Origin of the sequence: Okeania sp. SIO2B3 (assembly GCF_010672525.1) — a bacterium.
Classification (GTDB): domain Bacteria; phylum Cyanobacteriota; class Cyanobacteriia; order Cyanobacteriales; family Microcoleaceae; genus Okeania.
The window spans coordinates 1-19,762 of the sequence record NZ_JAAHGH010000020.1 but is presented as its reverse complement, the minus strand read 5'-3'; the positions used below and the strand labels follow the sequence as shown (position 1 = coordinate 19,762).

At 34.6% G+C, this 19,762-nt stretch carries 11 protein-coding genes and 1 pseudogene; 11 read left to right on the top strand and 1 reads right to left on the bottom strand.

The genetic code is table 11. The features are described 5' to 3' along the window. The first annotated feature begins 54 nt into the window (after positions 1–54). The 3 genes from F6K15_RS16755 to F6K15_RS16745 all read left to right on the top strand — a co-directional run bounded on the left by F6K15_RS16755 (position 55) and on the right by F6K15_RS16745 (position 10,191). Positions 55–2,208: a polyribonucleotide nucleotidyltransferase gene (locus F6K15_RS16755; protein ID WP_293062664.1), complete on the top strand. Its 2,154-nt coding sequence runs from the start codon at positions 55–57 to the stop codon at positions 2,206–2,208. Positions 2,209–3,711: 1,503 nt separating this feature from the next. Beyond that, positions 3,712–7,794 carry a response regulator gene (locus tag F6K15_RS16750; RefSeq protein ID WP_293062591.1) on the top strand — a complete coding sequence of 1,361 codons (4,083 nt, stop codon included), beginning with the start codon at positions 3,712–3,714 and terminating at the stop codon, positions 7,792–7,794. Between the two features lie 720 nt (positions 7,795–8,514). After that, positions 8,515–10,191: an FAD-dependent oxidoreductase gene (locus F6K15_RS16745; protein WP_293062590.1), complete on the top strand. Its 1,677-nt coding sequence runs from the start codon at positions 8,515–8,517 to the stop codon at positions 10,189–10,191. Positions 10,192–11,454: 1,263 nt separating this feature from the next. Here F6K15_RS16745 and F6K15_RS16740 read toward each other — a convergent pair. Continuing rightward, positions 11,455–12,375: a sulfite exporter TauE/SafE family protein gene (locus F6K15_RS16740; protein ID WP_293062588.1), complete on the bottom strand. Its 921-nt coding sequence runs from the start codon at positions 12,373–12,375 to the stop codon at positions 11,455–11,457. 201 nt (positions 12,376–12,576) lie between these two features. Between F6K15_RS16740 and F6K15_RS16735 the strand changes: the two are divergent. The 8 genes and pseudogenes from F6K15_RS16735 to F6K15_RS16700 form a co-directional block, all read left to right on the top strand. Beyond that, positions 12,577–13,900 (top strand): annotated as a pseudogene (locus F6K15_RS16735) (RNA-guided endonuclease InsQ/TnpB family protein). A 472-nt stretch (positions 13,901–14,372) separates the two neighbouring features. After that, positions 14,373–15,686, top strand: a complete 1,314-nt coding sequence (locus tag F6K15_RS16730; protein WP_293062586.1) for an AAA family ATPase — start codon at positions 14,373–14,375, stop codon at positions 15,684–15,686. A gap of 18 nt (positions 15,687–15,704) precedes the next feature. Further along, positions 15,705–16,334 (top strand): DUF4276 family protein, encoded by a 630-nt coding sequence (locus F6K15_RS16725; protein WP_293062584.1) that lies wholly within the window; start codon positions 15,705–15,707, stop codon positions 16,332–16,334. Between the two features lie 70 nt (positions 16,335–16,404). Then, positions 16,405–16,536, top strand: coding sequence for a hypothetical protein (locus F6K15_RS16720; protein WP_293062582.1), 132 nt, complete (start codon positions 16,405–16,407; stop codon positions 16,534–16,536). Between the two features lie 38 nt (positions 16,537–16,574). Then, complete coding sequence (locus tag F6K15_RS16715) at positions 16,575–18,008, top strand: hypothetical protein (protein WP_293062580.1); 1,434 nt, start codon at positions 16,575–16,577, stop codon at positions 18,006–18,008. 224 nt (positions 18,009–18,232) lie between these two features. Then, a complete protein-coding gene (locus F6K15_RS16710; RefSeq protein ID WP_293062579.1) occupies positions 18,233–18,418 on the top strand; it encodes a hypothetical protein in 186 nt (61 codons plus the stop codon). A 112-nt stretch (positions 18,419–18,530) separates the two neighbouring features. Further along, positions 18,531–18,776 carry a hypothetical protein gene (locus tag F6K15_RS16705; protein WP_293062578.1) on the top strand — a complete coding sequence of 82 codons (246 nt, stop codon included), beginning with the start codon at positions 18,531–18,533 and terminating at the stop codon, positions 18,774–18,776. 701 nt (positions 18,777–19,477) lie between these two features. Beyond that, a partial coding sequence (locus F6K15_RS16700; protein ID WP_293062577.1) for a hypothetical protein occupies positions 19,478–19,762 on the top strand: 285 nt, incomplete at its 3' end.

Here is a 19,762-nt window from a genome sequence, read left to right as displayed (position 1 = left end):
AGAATGCTACGATTTCCTAAAGAAGCGAAAGAATATAGAAGGAAAAAAAACTGGATGGAAGAGATAGACAAATCCATATCCTTTGATGGACGGGATATTAGACTAAAAGTTGGTTTATTTGCGCCTCAAGCTGGTGGTGCCGTGATGATAGAGTCAGGAGATACAGCGGTGTTAGTGACGGCCACCACTGCCCCAGGTAGAGAAGGAATAGATTTCCTGCCTCTTTTAGTGGACTACGAAGAAAGACTCTACGCTGGTGGTAAAATTCCTGGTGGTTTTTTGCGTAGGGAAGGTCGCCCACCAGAAAAAGTAACACTTACTGGTCGTTTGATTGATAGGCCGCTACGCCCTTTATTTCCTAGTTGGTTACGAAATGATATTCAAATTGTGGCCACAACTTTGTCCATGGATGAAGAAGTGCCACCAGATGTGCTAGCTGTGACGGGTGCTTCTGTGGCAGTATTACTAGCTCAATTACCATTTTATGGCCCAATGGCAGCAGTGCGGGTAGGTTTGGTAGGAGACGATTTTATTATCAATCCAACTTACCGTGAAGTCAAAAATGGTGATTTAGATTTGGTTGTTGCTGGTTCTCCTCAAGGGGTGATTATGGTAGAAGCAGGGGCAAATCAGTTACCGGAACAAGATATTATTGAGGCAATTGATTTTGGTTATGAAGCAGTTTGTGACCTTATTCAAGCTCAACGAGAAATTATTGCGGAAATGGGTATAGAACTTGTTGAGTCGGAAGCTCCTGAAGTAGACCCTACTTTAGAAGACTATATCAAAGACAAGGCAACAGATTCTATCAAACAGATATTATCTGAATACGACCTGGATAAAAATCAGCGTGATGAAAAACTCGATGCAATTAAAGAGTCTATTGCAGAAGCGATCGCTGAATTACCTGAAGAGGAACCAGTAAAGGTATTCATTGAATCAGATAGTATGGCATTAGGGAACGTTTTTAAGGGCGTTACCAAAAAACTGATGCGTAAACAAATTATTGATGAAGGTATCAGGGTTGACGGTCGTAAATTGGATGAGGTACGTCCTGTTTCTTGTCGGGTAGGAGTTTTGCCACCACGAGTCCACGGTAGTTCTCTATTTAATCGAGGTTTGACTCAAGTAATGTCTGCTGTAACTCTGGGAACACCTGGTGATGCTCAAGAATTGGCAGACGACTTACATCCACAAGACGAAAAACGTTATCTGCACCATTATAATTTCCCTCCTTTTTCTGTAGGAGAAACCAAACCATTACGATCGCCTGGTCGTCGTGAAATAGGTCACGGTGCTTTAGCTGAACGTGCGTTGAACCCAGTTATACCAACAGCGGATATTTTTCCCTATGTTATTCGAGTGGTTTCAGAGGTGCTTTCTTCAAATGGTTCGACTTCTATGGGTTCCGTTTGTGCTTCGACTTTGGGTTTAATGGATGCTGGTGTTCCGATTACGAAACCTGTGAGTGGAGCAGCTATGGGTTTAATTAAAGAAGATGATGAAGTTCGTATCCTCACAGATATTCAAGGTATAGAAGATTTCTTGGGTGATATGGACTTCAAAGTTGCTGGTACTGATAGTGGTATCACAGCTTTGCAGATGGATATGAAAATTACAGGTTTGCCTCTAACAGTAATTTCTGATGCAATTCATCAAGCTAAACCTGCACGGATACATATTTTGGAGAAGATGCTTGGTACTATCGATCAAGCTCGTCCAGATATGTCACCTTATGCACCGCGACTATTAACATTTAAGATTAGTCCAGACATGATTGGTTTAGTGATTGGACCTGGTGGTAAAACTATTAAGGGTATTACTGAGGAAACGGGTGTCAAAATTGATATTGATGATGATGGCACCGTGACTATTGCAGCAACTGATGGCGAAAAGGCTAAACAAGCTTGCAATATTATCCAAGGTATGACCAAGAAACTGAATGCTGGGGATGTTTATGTTGGTCGTGTGACTCGAATTATTCCTATTGGTGCTTTTGTGGAAGTGTTTCCAGGAAAGGAAGGAATGGTTCATATCTCTCAAATTGCAGATTATCGTGTTGGTAAAGTTGAAGATGAGTTAGCAGTTGGAGATGAAGTAATTGTTAAGGTACGAGAAATTGATGCTAAAGGTCGGGTGAATTTAACTCGTTTGAATATTCATCCAGATGAAGCTGCTGCTGCTCGTGCTAATGCAATGAGTTCTTGAATAGGGTTTGCTGAATAACTCTTTTGGTAAGGGTAGGAGTCAGGAGTCAGGAGGAATGGGAGTTATAGAGGAGGTAGTCGGAAAAATAGTCTGTTAATTTTTCTGTCTTAGTGAGCCTTTTATGCTAACTTTTTGAACCTTTTTGACCTCAAAGCTGGCACTTTCCAGCCCTAAAAATGCTAAAAGCTAATAGCTAGTTAAAAATAGTTACAAGTCAAAAGTCAAACGTCAGCAATGGGTAGTAATCATTCTGTTGTTTTTGTGTCGATAGAAAATTTAATTTTTCGTGTGTAAATATCCCATTAACTGGCACACTTTTGACTTGCTAAGTAAGTTGTTCATTTTAGTTATCAGTACCTCTGGAATAAGGAGGCTGAACATAACTAATAGTCTCTTTTTTTATCCCTTTAAAAAGGGAGGCTTTAGACCATAATTTTTCGGTAAAATTACAAAAATTACAGCATTTTTGAGTCATAAACTCCAAAATTGCTGTAAATAAAAAATGCTTAAAAGAGGAAAAAAACATGGAATTTTGATTAAAAAATATTTCACTTTGCCTGAAGTATACGTCTTAAATTTTTATACTTATTTATAACCACTTACTTAAATTTAACAGTAATGTTTAGATTAAAAAATATTTGTTGATTATTTGACAAACATACCTATGCAGCAAATTTCATATATAGAACCCCTAAGCGTATCTTCATAAATATTAAATTTTTTTAGCTTTGAGACAGGAGACAGGAGACAGGAGACAACCCACCCCTAACCCCTCCCAGGAGGGGAAGAAGAAAGAGGGAAGATGTGGGGAGAAATAATACAAAAAATTCAACACTCCTTCAGATGATTTTTCTTCAAAATTGATGCGCGAAAAGACTTGACTAGCATAATTATATAGATATCAAATTGGTTCTATATAGCACTACGTCTTTTGGTATTTGACAATAAATTTTTTGTTTGTAGTTTTGCTTTAACCTTTGCAATACTTATATAATTGCTCAAGGTCAACTACCGAATAATTAATAATTAATAATTATTAATTAAATAATTTAGGTTAAAACCCTCCTCTTTCCAGGGGAAAAAAGCGGTCGATCTTCGGAGATTCCCGTAGGGTGGGATGGATTGGTTTCCTAACCATATCCAATCGATCAATAGAAGAAATAATATTTCCTTATATTCAATTCCGTAACGGTTTTAACCAGAGGTAACTATCCATTATCAATTATCCATTAATGAAGAGCCTGATTATAACTTTTCTACTGAACATAATATTATTTGTAGCAAACATTTATTAATTTGGTATAATACCATACATGAAAAAAGAATGTTACGAATAATCAGCACCATCGCGCATATTTTATCTGAAAGTCTATTTGACGAAAAATATAATTTACAACATCAAAAATGGTATTAAATCTATTCATTCTGACTCCTGAGGACTGACTCCTGACTCCTAGATACTTAACCATTTTATAACTGTTTAACCGGATTTAGTATAATATCATGGCAAAATTTAAGAAACTATTTCATCCCATAATTAAAAAACAACTGCCATTACGTTTGGTTCTTACTTTACCAGTAGCATTACAAATATGCGCTTTTATTAGCATATTAGGATGGTTGTCATTAGTTAATAGCCAAGCAGCAGTTAATGAAATTGTTAATCAGCTCCAAAAAGAAATTAGCAGTCGGGTAGAAGAACGGACAAAAACTTACACAAAGATTCCATATTTATTTATGAAAATTCATAGTTCTGCAGTAAAAACTGGCGAACTAAATTTAGAAGATTTTCCCAAATTTCAACGCTATTTATGGGAACAAGTACAACTATACGAGTCAGTTCCTTTTATTTACTATGCAAATGAACAAGGAGAATTTATTGGGGTTGAAAAAAAAGAAGATGGTACAGGAATTCTCTGGATTTTAGACAAACCAAAAATCCCAAGATTAACATTTTATCAGTTAAATAAAGAAGGCAAAAAGGGAGATTTTATTGAGAGCAAAGAGTACGATCCTCGTACTCGTCCTTGGTATCAATCAGTTATTCAAAATGTTAGTAAAAAACAATCGGGTAGAATTGGTGAACCTATTTGGTCTCCCATTTATGCGGATATTAGACGACCGATATTAGTTACTAGCTTAATGGTTCCTATCTACACAAAAACAGAAAAGATTCAAGGTATACTAGCAACAGATTTAAGTTTAGTTTCATTAAGTAGCTTTCTGCGCGATCTAGAGGTTAATAAATCTGGTAAAGGGGAAGTTTTTATTGTTGATGATTCCGGAAAACTATTTGCAACTTCAGGAGAAGAATTACCATTTAAAGTAACAGTTAATGGTATAGAAAGAATTCATGCAATAAATAGTAGAAATCCATTAATTAGAGAAACAGCTCAATATTTACTAGATAATTTTGGTAATTTTTTGGCAATTAATCAAGACCAAAGCTTAAAAATTTCCATAGAGGAAGAAAAACATTTTGTTGAAATAAATCACATCAAAACGCAAGGTGATTGGGAATTACTGATTGTGGTAGTAGAGCCAGAATCAGACTTTTTAGAAGAGATTAATCAGAACACTCAGGGCACAATTAGATTATTGATTTTAGCATTAGTAGCTGCTGTAGTTCTCGGTTATTGTACTACTCGTTCGATTACACAACCAATTCAAAATTTGAGCCAAATTTCTCAAGAAATTGCTAATGGTAAATTAGACCAACATCTTAATATATTTTGGATTAAGGAACTGGCAATTTTAGCTCAATCTTTTAATCAAATGATCGAGCAACTCAGGGAGTCATTTACTGCTTTAAAAAATACAAATGAAGAACTAGAACAGCGGGTGGAAGAAAGGACTAAAGAGCTACGAATATCAGAAGAAAAATTCTCTACAGCTTTTCGCAGCACTTATCATGCAATTACTCTTAAACGTCTTGAAGACCAAAAATATATTGAAGTCAATGAAAGTTTCTTGAAGTTGACAAATTACACTCTAGAAGAAGTAATTAATTCTACAGTAGATGATTTGAATCTTTTGCCAAATTTTTCAGAACGTAACTTATTGAATCTCTTAGAAAAAAAAGGAATAATTCGGAATTATAAACTTGATATTCAAACTAAAGATGGTGTAATAAAAACAGTTTTATTATCAGCAGAAGTCATAGAAATTGATGGTGAAAAGTATATATTGACTGTAACTAATGATATTACAGAAACCAGGCTGGCTCAACAAGAACTGAGAAAAGAAAGAAAATTATTGCGGGTGTTAATTGATTCAATTCCAGATATCATATATTATATGGATGAGAATGGAACTTATCTAGCTTGTAATAAAGCTTTTGAGCAATATTTAGGTAAAAGTAGAGAAGAAATTATTGGAAAAACAGATTTAGATTTGTTCTCTCCAGATTTAATTGAAACAAGTCGTTTTCACTGTGCAAAAATACTAAATTCACCTGAAACTAATCAATATGAAGAAGTTTTAAAATATCCTGATGGCTCATTTTATGCAGTTGATACTTTGATTAGCCCTTTATTAAATGAAGAAGGAAAACTAATCGGAATTATCGGAGTTAGTCGTGATATTTCCCAACGTAAAGAAGGGGAAGAAGAACTAAAACAAGCAAAAGAATTAGCCGAGCAAGCGACTAGAGCAAAATCTCAATTTCTAGCAACAATGAGCCACGAAGTAAGAACTCCTATGAATGGAGTTTTAGGAATGACACAACTATTAGCATCAACAGAACTTACTCCCGAACAACACAAATATGTCAGAACTATAGATATTAGTGGAAATACATTATTAACTGTAATTAACGATATTCTTGATTTCTCAAAAATTGAATCTGGCAAATTAGACATCGAAAATCGACCTGTAGATATTCGAGCCTGTATTGAAAATGTTTATGATGTTTTGGCAATAAAAGTTGAAGAAAAAAATATTGATTTATTATACTTAGTAGACCCAAATGTTCCTGCTTATATTATTGGTGATGAAACTAGAATTAATCAGATTTTAATGAATCTGGTTAACAACGGAATTAAATTTACAGAATCAGGAGAAGTTTATATTCGAGTTTCACAAGAAAAGAACAATAGTAATAGAACCAATACTAATAATAAAAAGATGAGGCTACATATTTCTGTAAGCGATACAGGAATTGGTATGAATGAAGAACAAATTAGTCGTTTATTTAAACCTTTTTCTCAAGGAGATTCTTCCACTACTCGTAGATATGGAGGTACAGGTTTAGGGTTAGCTATATGCAGTCGTTTAGTCCAATTAATGGGAGGAAGTTTTTCTGTTGAAAGTGAAGTTGGCAAAGGTAGTAAATTTTCATTTACTATCCAAACTAAAGCAGCTCCAGCACAACCAAAACGATATCTAAATAAACAAACTCCAGAAATTAAAAATAAGCGAGTATTATTAGTAGATGATAATCAAACTAATCTGGAAATTTTAATCTGGCAATGTCAACAATGGGAAATGTTACCTTTTGCTACAGATAATGGTAAAGAAGCAATTTCATGGATAGAAAGAGGAGACTTATTCGATCTAGCAATTCTCGATATGGCAATGCCAGAAATGGATGGTTTGACCCTAGGTTTTGAATTGCGAAAATTGAAATCTCAAAATGAATTACCACTAATTTTACTAACTTCTCTAGGGAAGTATAATGAAGATGTTGATTTGATAAATCAAATTTTTTCCGCCCATATTTCTAAACCCGTTAAACAGTCTACTTTGTTGAAAACTATAGTGGATATTTTTGCTACTGTTAAACAGTCATATCACAAACAACCAGCAAAACAAGTGCAAATTAACCAGAAATTAGCAGAACATCTACCTTTAAAAATATTGCTGGCAGAAGATAATGTAATTAATCAAGAATTTGCTGTAGCAATATTAGAAAAAATGGGCTACAAAATTGATGTAGTAAATAATGGTAAAGATGCCGTCGCAGCTTCTAAAAAACAAAATTATGACATTATATTTATGGATGTACAAATGCCAGAAATGGATGGTTTAGAAGCTACTCGCGAAATAATTAAGCAGTTGCCATCAGAAACACGCCCGAAAATTATTGCCATGACTGCTAATGCGATGGAAGACGATCGAGATGAATGTTTGAAAGCAGGAATGGATGACTATGTTAGCAAACCGGTAAAAATTCAACTTATGCAACAAATACTAGAAAAGTGGGGAACAAAACACACTCAGATTAATGCTAACGATACTACTTCCAACACTCAAATACTCGATCGAACTGCAATGATTATGTCTATGGCAGAAACTAAACCTGATTTAGTCAAGAAAATGACACATCTATATTTAGACCGGGAAGCACCCCGACGTCTTACAGAAATTAAACAAGCGATCGCCGAAGAGAATGCTAAAGGTTTGAAACATTCTGCTCACACTCTCAAAGGTGGTAGTGCTACTTTAGGAGCTATAGGTGTAGTAGAGGTTTGCCGACAGTTGGAAGCTAAGGCAAAAAATCAAGATTTTGCAGATATTGAGCATTTAGTGCAGCTATTGGAAGAACGTTATGAAGAAGCTAGAAAGGAATTAATTAAGTTTCTATAAGAAGCAACAGGGAAGAAGCAACAGGGAAGAAGCAACAGGGAAGAAGCAACAGGGAAGAAGCAAGAGGGAGAAAAAACTTAAATTTCCTGTAGATATTCGCCCTTGGGTTTACAAAAACGATAAAAAGAAGGAACAAGGAACAAGGAAGAGGGAACAAGGAACAACAAAGAGGGAGAAAAAACTTAAATTTCCTGTAGATATTCGCCCTTGGGTTTACACAAACGATAAAGTGCGGACATGATATTAGTCCTGCTCCCGTAATGCTAAATAGGAACAAGCAATACCTAGTGCGAGTATCCTGCTCTAGCGGTCCTACCAGCGAGGGAGCAAGATGCTCCCACTACCGTGTCTGGCAACAACAATAATTACAATGAACCACCACTGAAAATTTTTAATCTTATATGATGTCTCATTAAATAACTGTAATAAACAATCTTTACTCAACCTGGTAGGGACGTTGCATAACAAAAATGCGTTTTCCGTTCCGGAATGCTCCGCAAACATGTCGCGTAGCGTTAGCGGAGCTTTGCGTTAGCAAAACGTCCCTACATTGCGGTTAATTAATGTTACTTGATATTAGCAATATAAAGTGCTGTGGTATAGTTATACAGGTAAAATTTGTCAGGCAAAAAATTAAGCAAGCTAAGTATCACTTGGCTGATTTTTTTTCATGTCAATCAATATTGAAAAGTATTATTTTCTCTGAATACTCAAAACCTTATGTCTTCTGAGTCCTCAAAAAAATTAATTTTAATCACAGCACTTCTCTCATTAATTCCATTAAGCGCTGCTCAATACTTACCTCAAGTTAGTAATAATTTCATCTCCACATTTTGGCAGAAATTAACAACAACAAATACCAGCAATAATTCACTCGCCATTGCAACTCCTACACCTTCATTATCTAAACCACCAAAACCTCCACTACAAACTTATAAAAACTTCGACATCGTAATTTATGGAGATGAACTCCAAGGAATATGTGCTGCTATCTGGGCAAAAAAAACATTAGGAAATACAGGTAAAATTGTACTAATACGTTCCAATTCTGAAAATGCACCTCTAGGTGGTTTACTAACACGAAGTGGATTAGCTTATTTAGACTATGATAAAACACCAGGTTGGCAAAATCGACCATACTCTCAGTGCTTTCTTAACTTTTTGAAAAAAGCAAAAGTTGTCGAAGCTTGTGTTGCTCCAGACAAAGGAATAAAAGCAATGAAAGAAATGTTAGAAGAGGCAGGAATTGTAGTTATTTCTCATGCTTCAATTACACCTTATGTCGAAAATCAAAAAATTAAATTTGTACAGATAAACGACACAAATATTAGAGTCAAAGCTGGTGCATTTATAGACACCACTCAAGATGCAGAATTAGCAAGAAAAGCTGGTGTATCTTACTCTGTAGGATTTGCATCACAAAATCCCAAACTACGGGATGAAACTATCGCAACTTCTATTGTTCCTACAGTGACTGGTTTAAGTATTTACGAATTCAAAAACATAGAAGCAAAAATACTGTATAACCGTCAAAAAATGACAAAAATTAAGGCAAAAATTCAAGCAGACCAAACACCAACAAATGCTGAATTTACCCTGGCAAAATTTAGATTGCCAATAATTAAAACATATAAAGACGGCTATATTAACAGAAGTATTGCTCTAGGAGGGGCTTATCACATTCATAGAAAACACTCATTTAATCTAGATTTATCATCAATATTCTTATTTGATAAACTGAATATTTGTCGTGTGGGTCAACGGGAATTATCTTTGAATGGATTTTTGTTTAAATATAACAGTCAAAAAGTGAGAGAAATAGAACTGAATAACTTTAAACCAACTCAAGAAATGATTATAGAAATGCAGGAACTTGAAGCTTGGTTGAGAAAAATGTCAGGGAAAGATGTCAAAGTAATTTTACCTTCAGAAGTTTATATTAGACATAGTTTAAATATTATGGATGTTGTCGATCCATTGACAGGAAAAGAAATTCTTCAAGGAGGAACTTCAGCAGAAAATTCCATTGGTACTTTTTCTTATGAATTTGATTTTCGAGGTGGCGTTAAAGGTTTAGGTATTAATTATTTACCTCTACCGAGATATAACTTTGGAATTGAAAGTGCTTTAGCTAAAAATGTGAATAATTTAGCAGTTGTCGGACGCTCATCTGGATATATAGGAATTGCTGTAGCAGTAGCAAGAATTCAAACTATGAGTATTTATCAAGGACAAGCAATTGGAGTAGCAGCAGCTATGGCAAATCAAAAAGATATACCTTTGAATCAAATTACCTCTGCTGAAGTTCGGGAAAAATTAGAAGAATTAACTGGTAAACAGACAAAATTAAGAGGTGAAAACCGAATAGGAGACAAAGATTATAGTCATGTAAAATGACCTAAAGGGAATAAGGAATAGGGAGTAATATATCTTATAGAGAATTTCATCTCAGTCAGGTACAGTAATAGTGGGCAAAATGCCCGCACTACAGAGATTTAAACATTAATATTTGTACCTCATATACCACCGAATCTCCTTTCATTAATTGATAATGGATAATGGCTTTGTTGCACAAAAGACGATCTGGTAAGCTATTTTTTTGCTAGTCCCTTACTCAAGCGTTGGCGGAGCCTAGCGGTAGCTATATCGCTCAGTTGAGGGAAATTAATGTGTGATTTAACTATTGTCCAATAGTTATTTTTATTTATATACGCTCACAGTCAAGCGATCGCTCAGTTGAGGGAAATTAATGTGTGATTTAACTATTGTCCAATAGTTATTTTTATTTATATACGCTCACAGTCAAGCGATCGCTCAGTTGAGGGAGATTAATGTGTGATTTAACTATTGTCCAATAGTTATTTTTATTTATATACGCTCACAGTCAAGCGATCGCTCAGTTGAGGGAGATTAATGTGTGATTTAACTATTGTCCAATAGTTATTTTGATTTATATACAGTCACAGTCAAGCGATCGCTCAGTTTCAGCAGATTCATATTTGATTTAACTATTGTCCAATAGTTATTTTGATTTATATACAGTCACAGTCAAGCGATCGCTCAGTTTCAGCAGATTCATATTTGATTTAACTATTGTCCAATAGTTATTTTGATTTATATACAGTCACAGTCAAGCGATCGCTCAGTTTCAGCAGATTCATATTTGATTTAACTATTGTCCAATAGTTACAGCAGTTTCCGCGCATTATGAAGTACATATCGGGAGTCTAGTCGCAGCTATATACTTTCATGCAACAAAGCCATTGATAATGGATAATTACCTCGGGTTTTAACCGTTACGGAATTGAATATAAGGAAATATTATTTCTTCTCTTAGTCGATTGGATATGGTTAGGAAACCCATCCATCCCATCCTTCGGGAAGCTGCGAAGATCGACCGCTTTTTTCCCCTTAAAAGGGGAGGCTTTAAACCAAAATTATTTAATTATTAATTATTAACTAGACAGTGCAAATTTCTTGTAGTAACTATTGTTAGCTAAGGTTTTCAGCGGTCTAAAGGTTAAAAAAATTTATTCACAGCTGTAAGTACTGTAAGCCTTTGTCAGTAATACTTTCAGTCTTCAAAACAAATCGTTTTTTGGGAGAACTTTGTACTCTCCAGTTATTAATTATTAATTATTAATTATTAATTAATAATTATTAATTATTCATAATTGCTTGCCCAAAAATATAAATTGATAGAATTGCTAATAATCCACGAAAAGCTAAACTGATAATTTTGTCTGGTAATTTAGGTAGAAACCTCGTACTAAATTGAACTCCTAATAAACCACCAAATCCTAATAATACTCCAGGTTCCCATAAAACATTGCCTCTAATTGCATGACCTATACAAGCAGAAAAAGCCGTAATTACAATCACTCCTAAGCTAGTTTGAATAGCTACCTTAATACTTTCACCCAATAATAATATTTGCAAAGGTACCATAATTACACCCCCTCCCACACCAAACACACCTGCTAATAATCCAGCCAAACTACCAGTAATAATCCTAGCAATAACCTTTATATATTTCTCTGGAAATTTATAATTTACTTCTTTAACTATTTTCTCAAACATTAGTGGTAAAGGATGGGGAGTAAATGGCAAAATAAATTCCACGACAAAATCTTGATGATTAGTATTTTCTGCTTTGACTTGAAGATTTTCCTGCCGATTATTTTGTAATTCTTCCTCTTGCTTTTTCTTCATCGTTATTTGTTTACGAAACTCCACTAAATAGATATTCAAAGCTAGAAATAATCCAAAAGCAAATAACAACCAACGAGAAGGAAATAAATTAGCAAAATATACCCCTAACTGAGCAGTAATCAAAGCCGGAAATCCTATTCCTAGCACTCGACTAATACTTAAATATCCCATTTTCCAGTTTTGAAAACTACCAGAAGTAGCCGTAATTATAATAGATAAACTGCTAGTAGCAACTGCTTGTATTGGTTCATATCCTAATGTTACTAATAAAGGTACCAGAACAGTACCACCACCAATACCTAAAAATCCAGCCAATACACCCGCAAATAATCCAGAAAAAGCCAGACTAAATAATTCTATAAAAGTCATTTAATTTAAAATTTTCAATTTTTTATCAGAAAAGTTCGCTCTTCTTGAAAACCACGTCACTTCAGCGCGTGGATGAAAAGCGAACGGAGGACTTTAGTCGCCGTTAAATATCTTATCTTAACAAAAAATACTTCGCTTTTCTTAACATTTTCTCAGTCAATTATGCTATAATACCAAGCATAAAGATGGTAAGGTCGGGCTATGATAATTTATGAGTTTAAAGTGAAAGCAAAAGAAGTCCAATATCGTGCAATAGACGAGGGAATTAGGACATCTCAGTTCATTCAAAATAAATGCTTGAGGTATTGGATGGACAATAAAGGTGTAAGCAAATATGACCTTAATAAACATTGCGCTGTATTAGCTAAAGAATTTGCTTTTGTTAATGAACTAAATTCAATGGCTCGACAGTCTGCGGCAGAAAGAGCTTGGAGTGCGATTAGTCGATTTTACGATAACTGCAAGAAGCAAATACCTGGTAAAAAAGGTTATCCTAAATTCAAAAAGTACTGCCGTTCTTTAGAATATAAAACGTCTGGCTGGAAGATATCTGAGAATAGGAAAGCGATTACATTCAAGGACAAAAAAGGTATTGGTAAGCTTAAGTTGAAGGGAACTTATGACCTTAACTATTATCAACTAGACCAGATTAAACGGGTTAGGTTGATAAAACGTGCTGATGGTTATTATTGCCAATTTGCTATTAAAGCAAATGTCAAAGTTGAAACTGAGCCAACAGGAAAAGCAGTCGGTTTAGATGTTGGCATCAAATATTTCTTAGCAGATAGTAATGGCAATACTGTAGAAAATCCAATGTTTTATCGGCAATCGGAAAAGAAGTTAAACCGTGCTAATCGACAGAAATCTAAGAAGTACAAAAAGGGCGCAAAACCGCAGTCTAAAAACTACCATAAAGCCAGATGTCGATATGCCAAAAAGCATTTAAGAGTAAGTAGGCAGCGAAAAGAATATTGCCAGGGAGTAGCATATTCCGTGATTCAATCTAACGATTTGATAGCCTACGTAGACGCGGAGCGGCGTGCCGAAGGCAGACTTAAATGTTAAAGGCATGATAAAAAATCGACATTTAAGCAAATCAATCAGTGATGTTGGATGGTCAACTTTTCGACAATGGTTAGAACATTTTGGAAGAAAGTACGGCAAATTAACTATTGCTGTATCGCCACAAAATACTTCTCAAAATTGTTCTAATTGCGGTGGGAAAGTTAAAAAGTCTCTATCAACTAGAACTCATATTTGTCCTCATTGTGGCTATGTAGAAGATAGAGATATTAATGCAGCCAAAAACATCCTAAAAAAAGCGCTCAGTACCTTGGGGCACAGGGAAACTAATACGCTTGCGGGAGATTTGCCCTCTGGCTTGGTTGGCTTCGGCCTGTCAAGTGATGGCGAGTCGATGTTCGCGCAGCGTTGCGCCAGCAAACCAAGAATCCCCGTCGCGAAGAACGCGGGGAGTGTCAAAGTAGGCAACCTAAGTTATAGTAATTTCATTTTAGTTGCGTAAAAAACCTGGTTGCTTTTAGGCAACAGGCAACAGACAACAAGTAAGAAGGTTTGCCGGACTTTTTACTGTTAGTAAATAACCAACTCTTGTTTGATATCTCATTTGAAAACGCTATATCTAAAAAGAACTTATTTGGAAAACTCCAGTTATTGTATCCTAATTCTTTCTTCTTGCCCAAAATTTATTGTCAAAATAGATATCTGAGAAATTCCACAACTATAACAGATATTTAATTATGATGAATATTAACCCCAAAAAAATTTAGTTTTTCTCAAATGTTATACTTAGCCAAACACCCTCAAGTGCTAAGACGCTTTTCAATCTTGAGTAAAAAATAAACTTCTCCGGAAAAGTAGGGATGTTGCATACAACGTCCCTACAGAGTAGAGGGAAATAATTGATGATTTATCTACGATAATTGATTTTATTTTTTATTATTGGAGATGTCTAATATTAAATTTAAAGACTTCCCTTGAAAGCTGCCAATTATACTTTTGATAATTGTGAGAAATTTAAACAGAGCAAACTTAATATTATTAAAGGAAATTTATCTGAAAAAATGCCCAAACAATCTATTCCCAGAATTGAATATCTACGAGTGCAAAATTATCGCGCTCTGCGTGACTTAGAACTAAAAAAAATCACCCCATTAACTGTATTTTTAGGTCCAAATGGTAGTGGTAAATCTACAATATTTGATGTCTTTGCATTTTTAGCAGAATGTTTCACAGATGGATTGAGAAAAGCTTGGGAAAAAAGAGGTAGATTTCGAGAACTACGAACTAGAGATACTGAAGGAAATATAGTATTTGAACTCAAATATCGAGAAACAAAAAAATCGCCTTTAATTACATATCATCTTGCCATTGCTGAAAGAATAAAAGGTCCTTATGTTGCTGAAGAATGGCTGCAATGGAGAAGAGCTGAAAGAGGAAAACCTTTTAAGTTTTTAGACTTTAAAGAAGGCGAAGGCGAAGTAACTACTGGGGAAAAGCCTGATAAAGATGATAACCGCATCAAAGAAAAGCTAGAATCTGCTGAATTTTTAGCAGTAAGTACTCTCGGACAATTTGCTAAACATCCTCGTGTTAGTGCCTTAAGAAAATTTATTACAGGTTGGCATCTTTCCTATTTAACTGCAGATAATACTCGCAGCATTCCTGAAGCAGGTGCCCAAGAAAGATTATCTCCAACAGGTGATAATTTACCTAATGTTATTCAATATCTAAAAGAACAACATCCAGAACGACTTGAAAAAATTCTTGATATTCTTTCTTGTCGAGTTCCACGCTTAGAAAAAGTTGCTGCTTCAATTATGCAAGATGGCAGACTTTTACTACAAATAAAAGATGCTCCTTTTGCGACACCAATTTTAGCTAAGTTTGCCTCCGATGGCACATTGAAAATGTTAGCTTATCTAACTGTATTGCATGATCCAGACCCAGCACAACTTATTGGTATTGAAGAACCAGAAAATCATTTACATCCTCGTTTATTACCAGAACTTGCTGAAGAATGTCGCGCTGCTTCAGCTAATACTCAACTGATGGTGACAACTCATTCTCCATTTTTTGTTGATGGGCTAAAACCACAGGAGTTATGGGTACTTTATCGAGATAAAAATGGCTATACTCAAGCTAAACGTACTGATGAAATGCCAGGAATTAAAGAATTTGTGGAAGAAGGAGCGTCTTTAGGTGATTTATGGATGGAAGACTTTTTTGAAGTTGGAAATCCTTTAAAAAATCAAGGTGCCCCACGCAAAAATCAACCTAGAAATCAATAATTATAGGAGTAGTTAACTTTGCATATTGAATTTCTAGTGGAAGATTTATCAACGGAGGAAGCTCTCAGTTATTTATTGCCAAAAATTCTGAGCGATTCGATAACTTTTGACACTCATTCTTTTCAGGGGAAACAAGATTTACTTTCTAAACTACCGAAACGATTAAAAGGATATAAAAAATGGATACCTAATGATTATAGAATCCTAATTCTAGTAGATAAAGATAATGAAGATTGTCAAAAATTAAAACGGAAGTTAGAAAAAATTGCTGTAGATGCTGGATTTGTTACAAAATCTTTAGCAAAAGGTCAAAAGAAAAATAAATATCAGTTAATTAATAGGATAATGATTGAAGAATTAGAAGCTTGGTTTTTTGGAGATATTCAAGCTGTGACTAAAGCTTATCCTAAAGTCTCTAAAAATATTTGTGAAAAAGCTACATATCGTGACCCCGATGATATTAAAGGTGGTACTTGGGAAGCCTTAGAAAGGGTACTTCAAAAAGCAGGTTATCATCAAGGAGGATTACAAAAATTGAAAGCTGCAAGAGATATTGCTCCCCAGATGAACCCCACAAAAAATAGCTCTAAAAGTTTTCAAATTTTTTATACTTGTTTATTAGAAATAATACAAACTGAAGAAATTTAATTTAATCAAATATGAAATGAGAAACTAATCAGTATTTATCAAGGTCAGGCAATTAGGAGTAGTTACTGCAATGACTAATTCAAAAAGTTTACCTTTAAATCAAATTACCTCTGCTGAAGTTTGGCAAAAATTAGAAATTTTAACTGGTAGGAAGACAAGGTTAAGGGGTATAGATAGAGCTGAAGGTAAAGATTATAAGTAATATAAAATAAGTTAAGCTATATTTGTCAATCAAAAATTATGAAATATCAAATGAGAAGTTATAGTCAATTAGCCGATCTAGAAGCACTTTTACTAGAAATTGAAAATGATAATATTCGTGCCTATGCAGGTGAAGCTATCGTGTCTTATTCTGCCGGAGCTTATCGTTCTGCGATTGTTTCAATTTGGATTGCTGTTGTATATGACCTGTACCAAAAATTTAGGATTATTTCTGAAACTTATCGCGATGAAGCAGCACAAAAAAGTATAGAAAGAATAGATAAAATTAGAAATAATACCGATAAAAAGCAAGTGGCAAGTTGGGAAAGAAATATTTTAAAAGATGCTAGTGACGAAGTTAAAATGATTACTAATTTAGAGTATGAACATTTAGATAGAATTCAACAAGATAGACATCGTTGCGCTCATCCTGTTTTAGATTCTGAAGGACTGCTATTTCAACCTACTCCAGAATTAGCTCGTACACATATTAGAACTGCCATAGAAGTTTTGCTTAGTCAACCTCCTATTATTGGAAAAGCAGCAGGGGAAGCTTTAGAAAAAGATGTGGAAGGTTTGTATTTTCCTGACGATATAGAGGGAGTGAAAAATTTCTTAAGTGGTAGACATTTCTTAGTAGGTTCTGAAAAATATTTAGCCAATATTATTCTGCTTTCTCTGAAAAAAGTTCTCTTTCTAGATATTCCTTCTAATAGGCCAAGGATAATAAAAAATTATCAATTAGTTATAGAGTGCTTAGTGAGAAATTACAGAAATGTTTTTGAATCTTTGGCAAGAGAAAAACTCAGTAATATTCTAGGTATGACTAAAGATGATAGGATACAAAATTTAGCAATTCTTTTTAACATAGATGATAGGTTTTGGGGTGACTGTCCTGAACATATAAGAGAAAAATTTAAGTCTTTTATAAAAGAAGAAAAAGCAATTTTGATATTTTATGGGATTTTCGTGCTTCATTTATTACCAGAGATTAAAAATGATATTTTAGTTGTTTATAAAAACAATTACATCAATGAATATGAAGGAAATTTAATTTTCATTAGAGGATTAAAGATGGCAAAAACCAACAAAAAAGAGAGTGCTATTTTTGCGCAGGAAATAGTTCAACTGAATATAGACATTTTTCTTGGTTCTCGTTCCTATGCATCTGGTAGGAACAATGGAACAAAACATATTATACCTTTTATTCCAATTTTTACAGATGAGAATATTAAATACTTGCTTGAGAAAATAGTAAAAAACGATCAACTTATAGACTGTATATTTGTACTGAAAGAATTGTTTCAAGAAACTATAAATACCTATCCTGATACTTTGCCTCTTTGGAAAAAATTCTATGAATCAATATCAATAATATATAAAAATCAAAATGCTTGGTCTGGAAAAGAGGAACTAAAACAACTTATTGATAATTTTCCAGAGTCAAAACAGGTAGAAACAGAAACTTTTTAAGAACGGAAATAGAAAGCGATCGCTCCTGATAAAAATCTAATTACTCAATACCATTTATGGCTTTGCTAAAATGTAATGCTAAGTAGCTGAAGGTAAAATTGAAAAACTTATGTTTTGCGTTGATACTTAATCTAAAAATCATTACCATTCAGCAACGCCGGAATTTGGATATCCTCTACCAACTATTTGTACGCCTTTGGAACTAATAGGAGATTAAATAAATTATGTGGCATGACGAAGTATTAGCAGAAATTTATAAATACCGAGAAAAATATGCTAAATCCTTTAATTATAATTTACACGCTATGGTTGAAGATTTAGAAAAAAAACAAGCTGCTAGTGGCAGACAAATTATTTCCAAACCAATCAAACCTACTCAACAAGAAAACAAATCTTTAGTTGAAACTTAAAATTATGTTCCGTTTGATTTGCCTACATTGAAATAAAGACTAGCTAGATTTCCCAGGGTATTAATTCCTCTTGGCGATCGCTCTGTTTCACCATTTATTGATGATTTATCTATTGTCCAATAGTTATTGCTCTGCACTGCCAAGCGATCGCTCTATTTCGAGATTATTGATGTTCTATCTATTGTCCAATAGTTATTGTTCTGCACTGCCAAGCGATCGCTCTATTTCGAGATTATTGATGTTTTATCTATTGTCCAATAGTTATTGTTCTGCACTGCCAAGCGATCGCTCTATTTCGAGATTATTGATGTTCTATCTATTGTCCAATAGTTACTGTTCTGCAGCAACCACTGAGTAAAAATTCCTATTGCGCCATCCGCAACAAAAGCAACCACTGAGTAAAAATTCCTATTGCGCCATCCGCAACAAAAGCAATCACTGAGTAAAAACTTCTATTGCGCCATACGCAACAAAAGCAAATTCTGAGTAAAAACTCCTATTGCGACATCCGCAACAAAAGCAAATTCTGAGCAAAAACTCCTATTGCGACATTCGCAACAAAAGCAAATTCTGAGCAAAAACTCCTATTGCGACATCCGCAACAAAAGCAAATTCTGAGCAAAAACTCCTATTGCGACATCCGCAACAAAAGCAAATTCTGAGCAAAAACTCCTATTGCGACATCCGCAACAAAAGCAAATTCTGAGCAAAAATTCCTATTGCGACATCCGCAACAAAAGCAAATTCTGAGCAAAAACTCCTATTGCGACATCCGCAACAAAAGCAAATTCTGAGCAAAAATTCCTATTGCGCCATACGCAACAAAAGCAAATGTTGTAGAAGTAAGCAAAAATTTTTATTGCGAATATCGCAATAAAACCACCGAATCAAAACTAAGCAAAAATTCTTATCAAAATAATATGGGTCTAAAACCCTGCCTTTTAAGGCGCAATATTTTTGGAGCCTTGCTCAAATTCCCGTTACAAAAATAACTTCTTACTTCTGACTTTTGAATTCTGACTTTTGACTTAGTTAATGCAGGCATTGCTGAGGGGCGGAATGAATATAAGTGGTAAGTTAAGTGGGAGCAGGCATCCTGCCTGTCTCCATCCTGCCTGTCCCGAAAATATCTCGAACGGCAAAATATCTCGAACGGCAAAATATCTCGAACGGGCAAATATCTCGAACGGGCAAATATCTCGAACGGCAAAATATCTCGAACGGGCAAATATCTCGAACGGGCAAATATCTCGAACGGCAAAATATCTGAAACGGCAAAATATCTGGAACGGGCAAATATCTGAAACGGGCAAATATCTCGAACGGGCAAATATCTCGAACGGC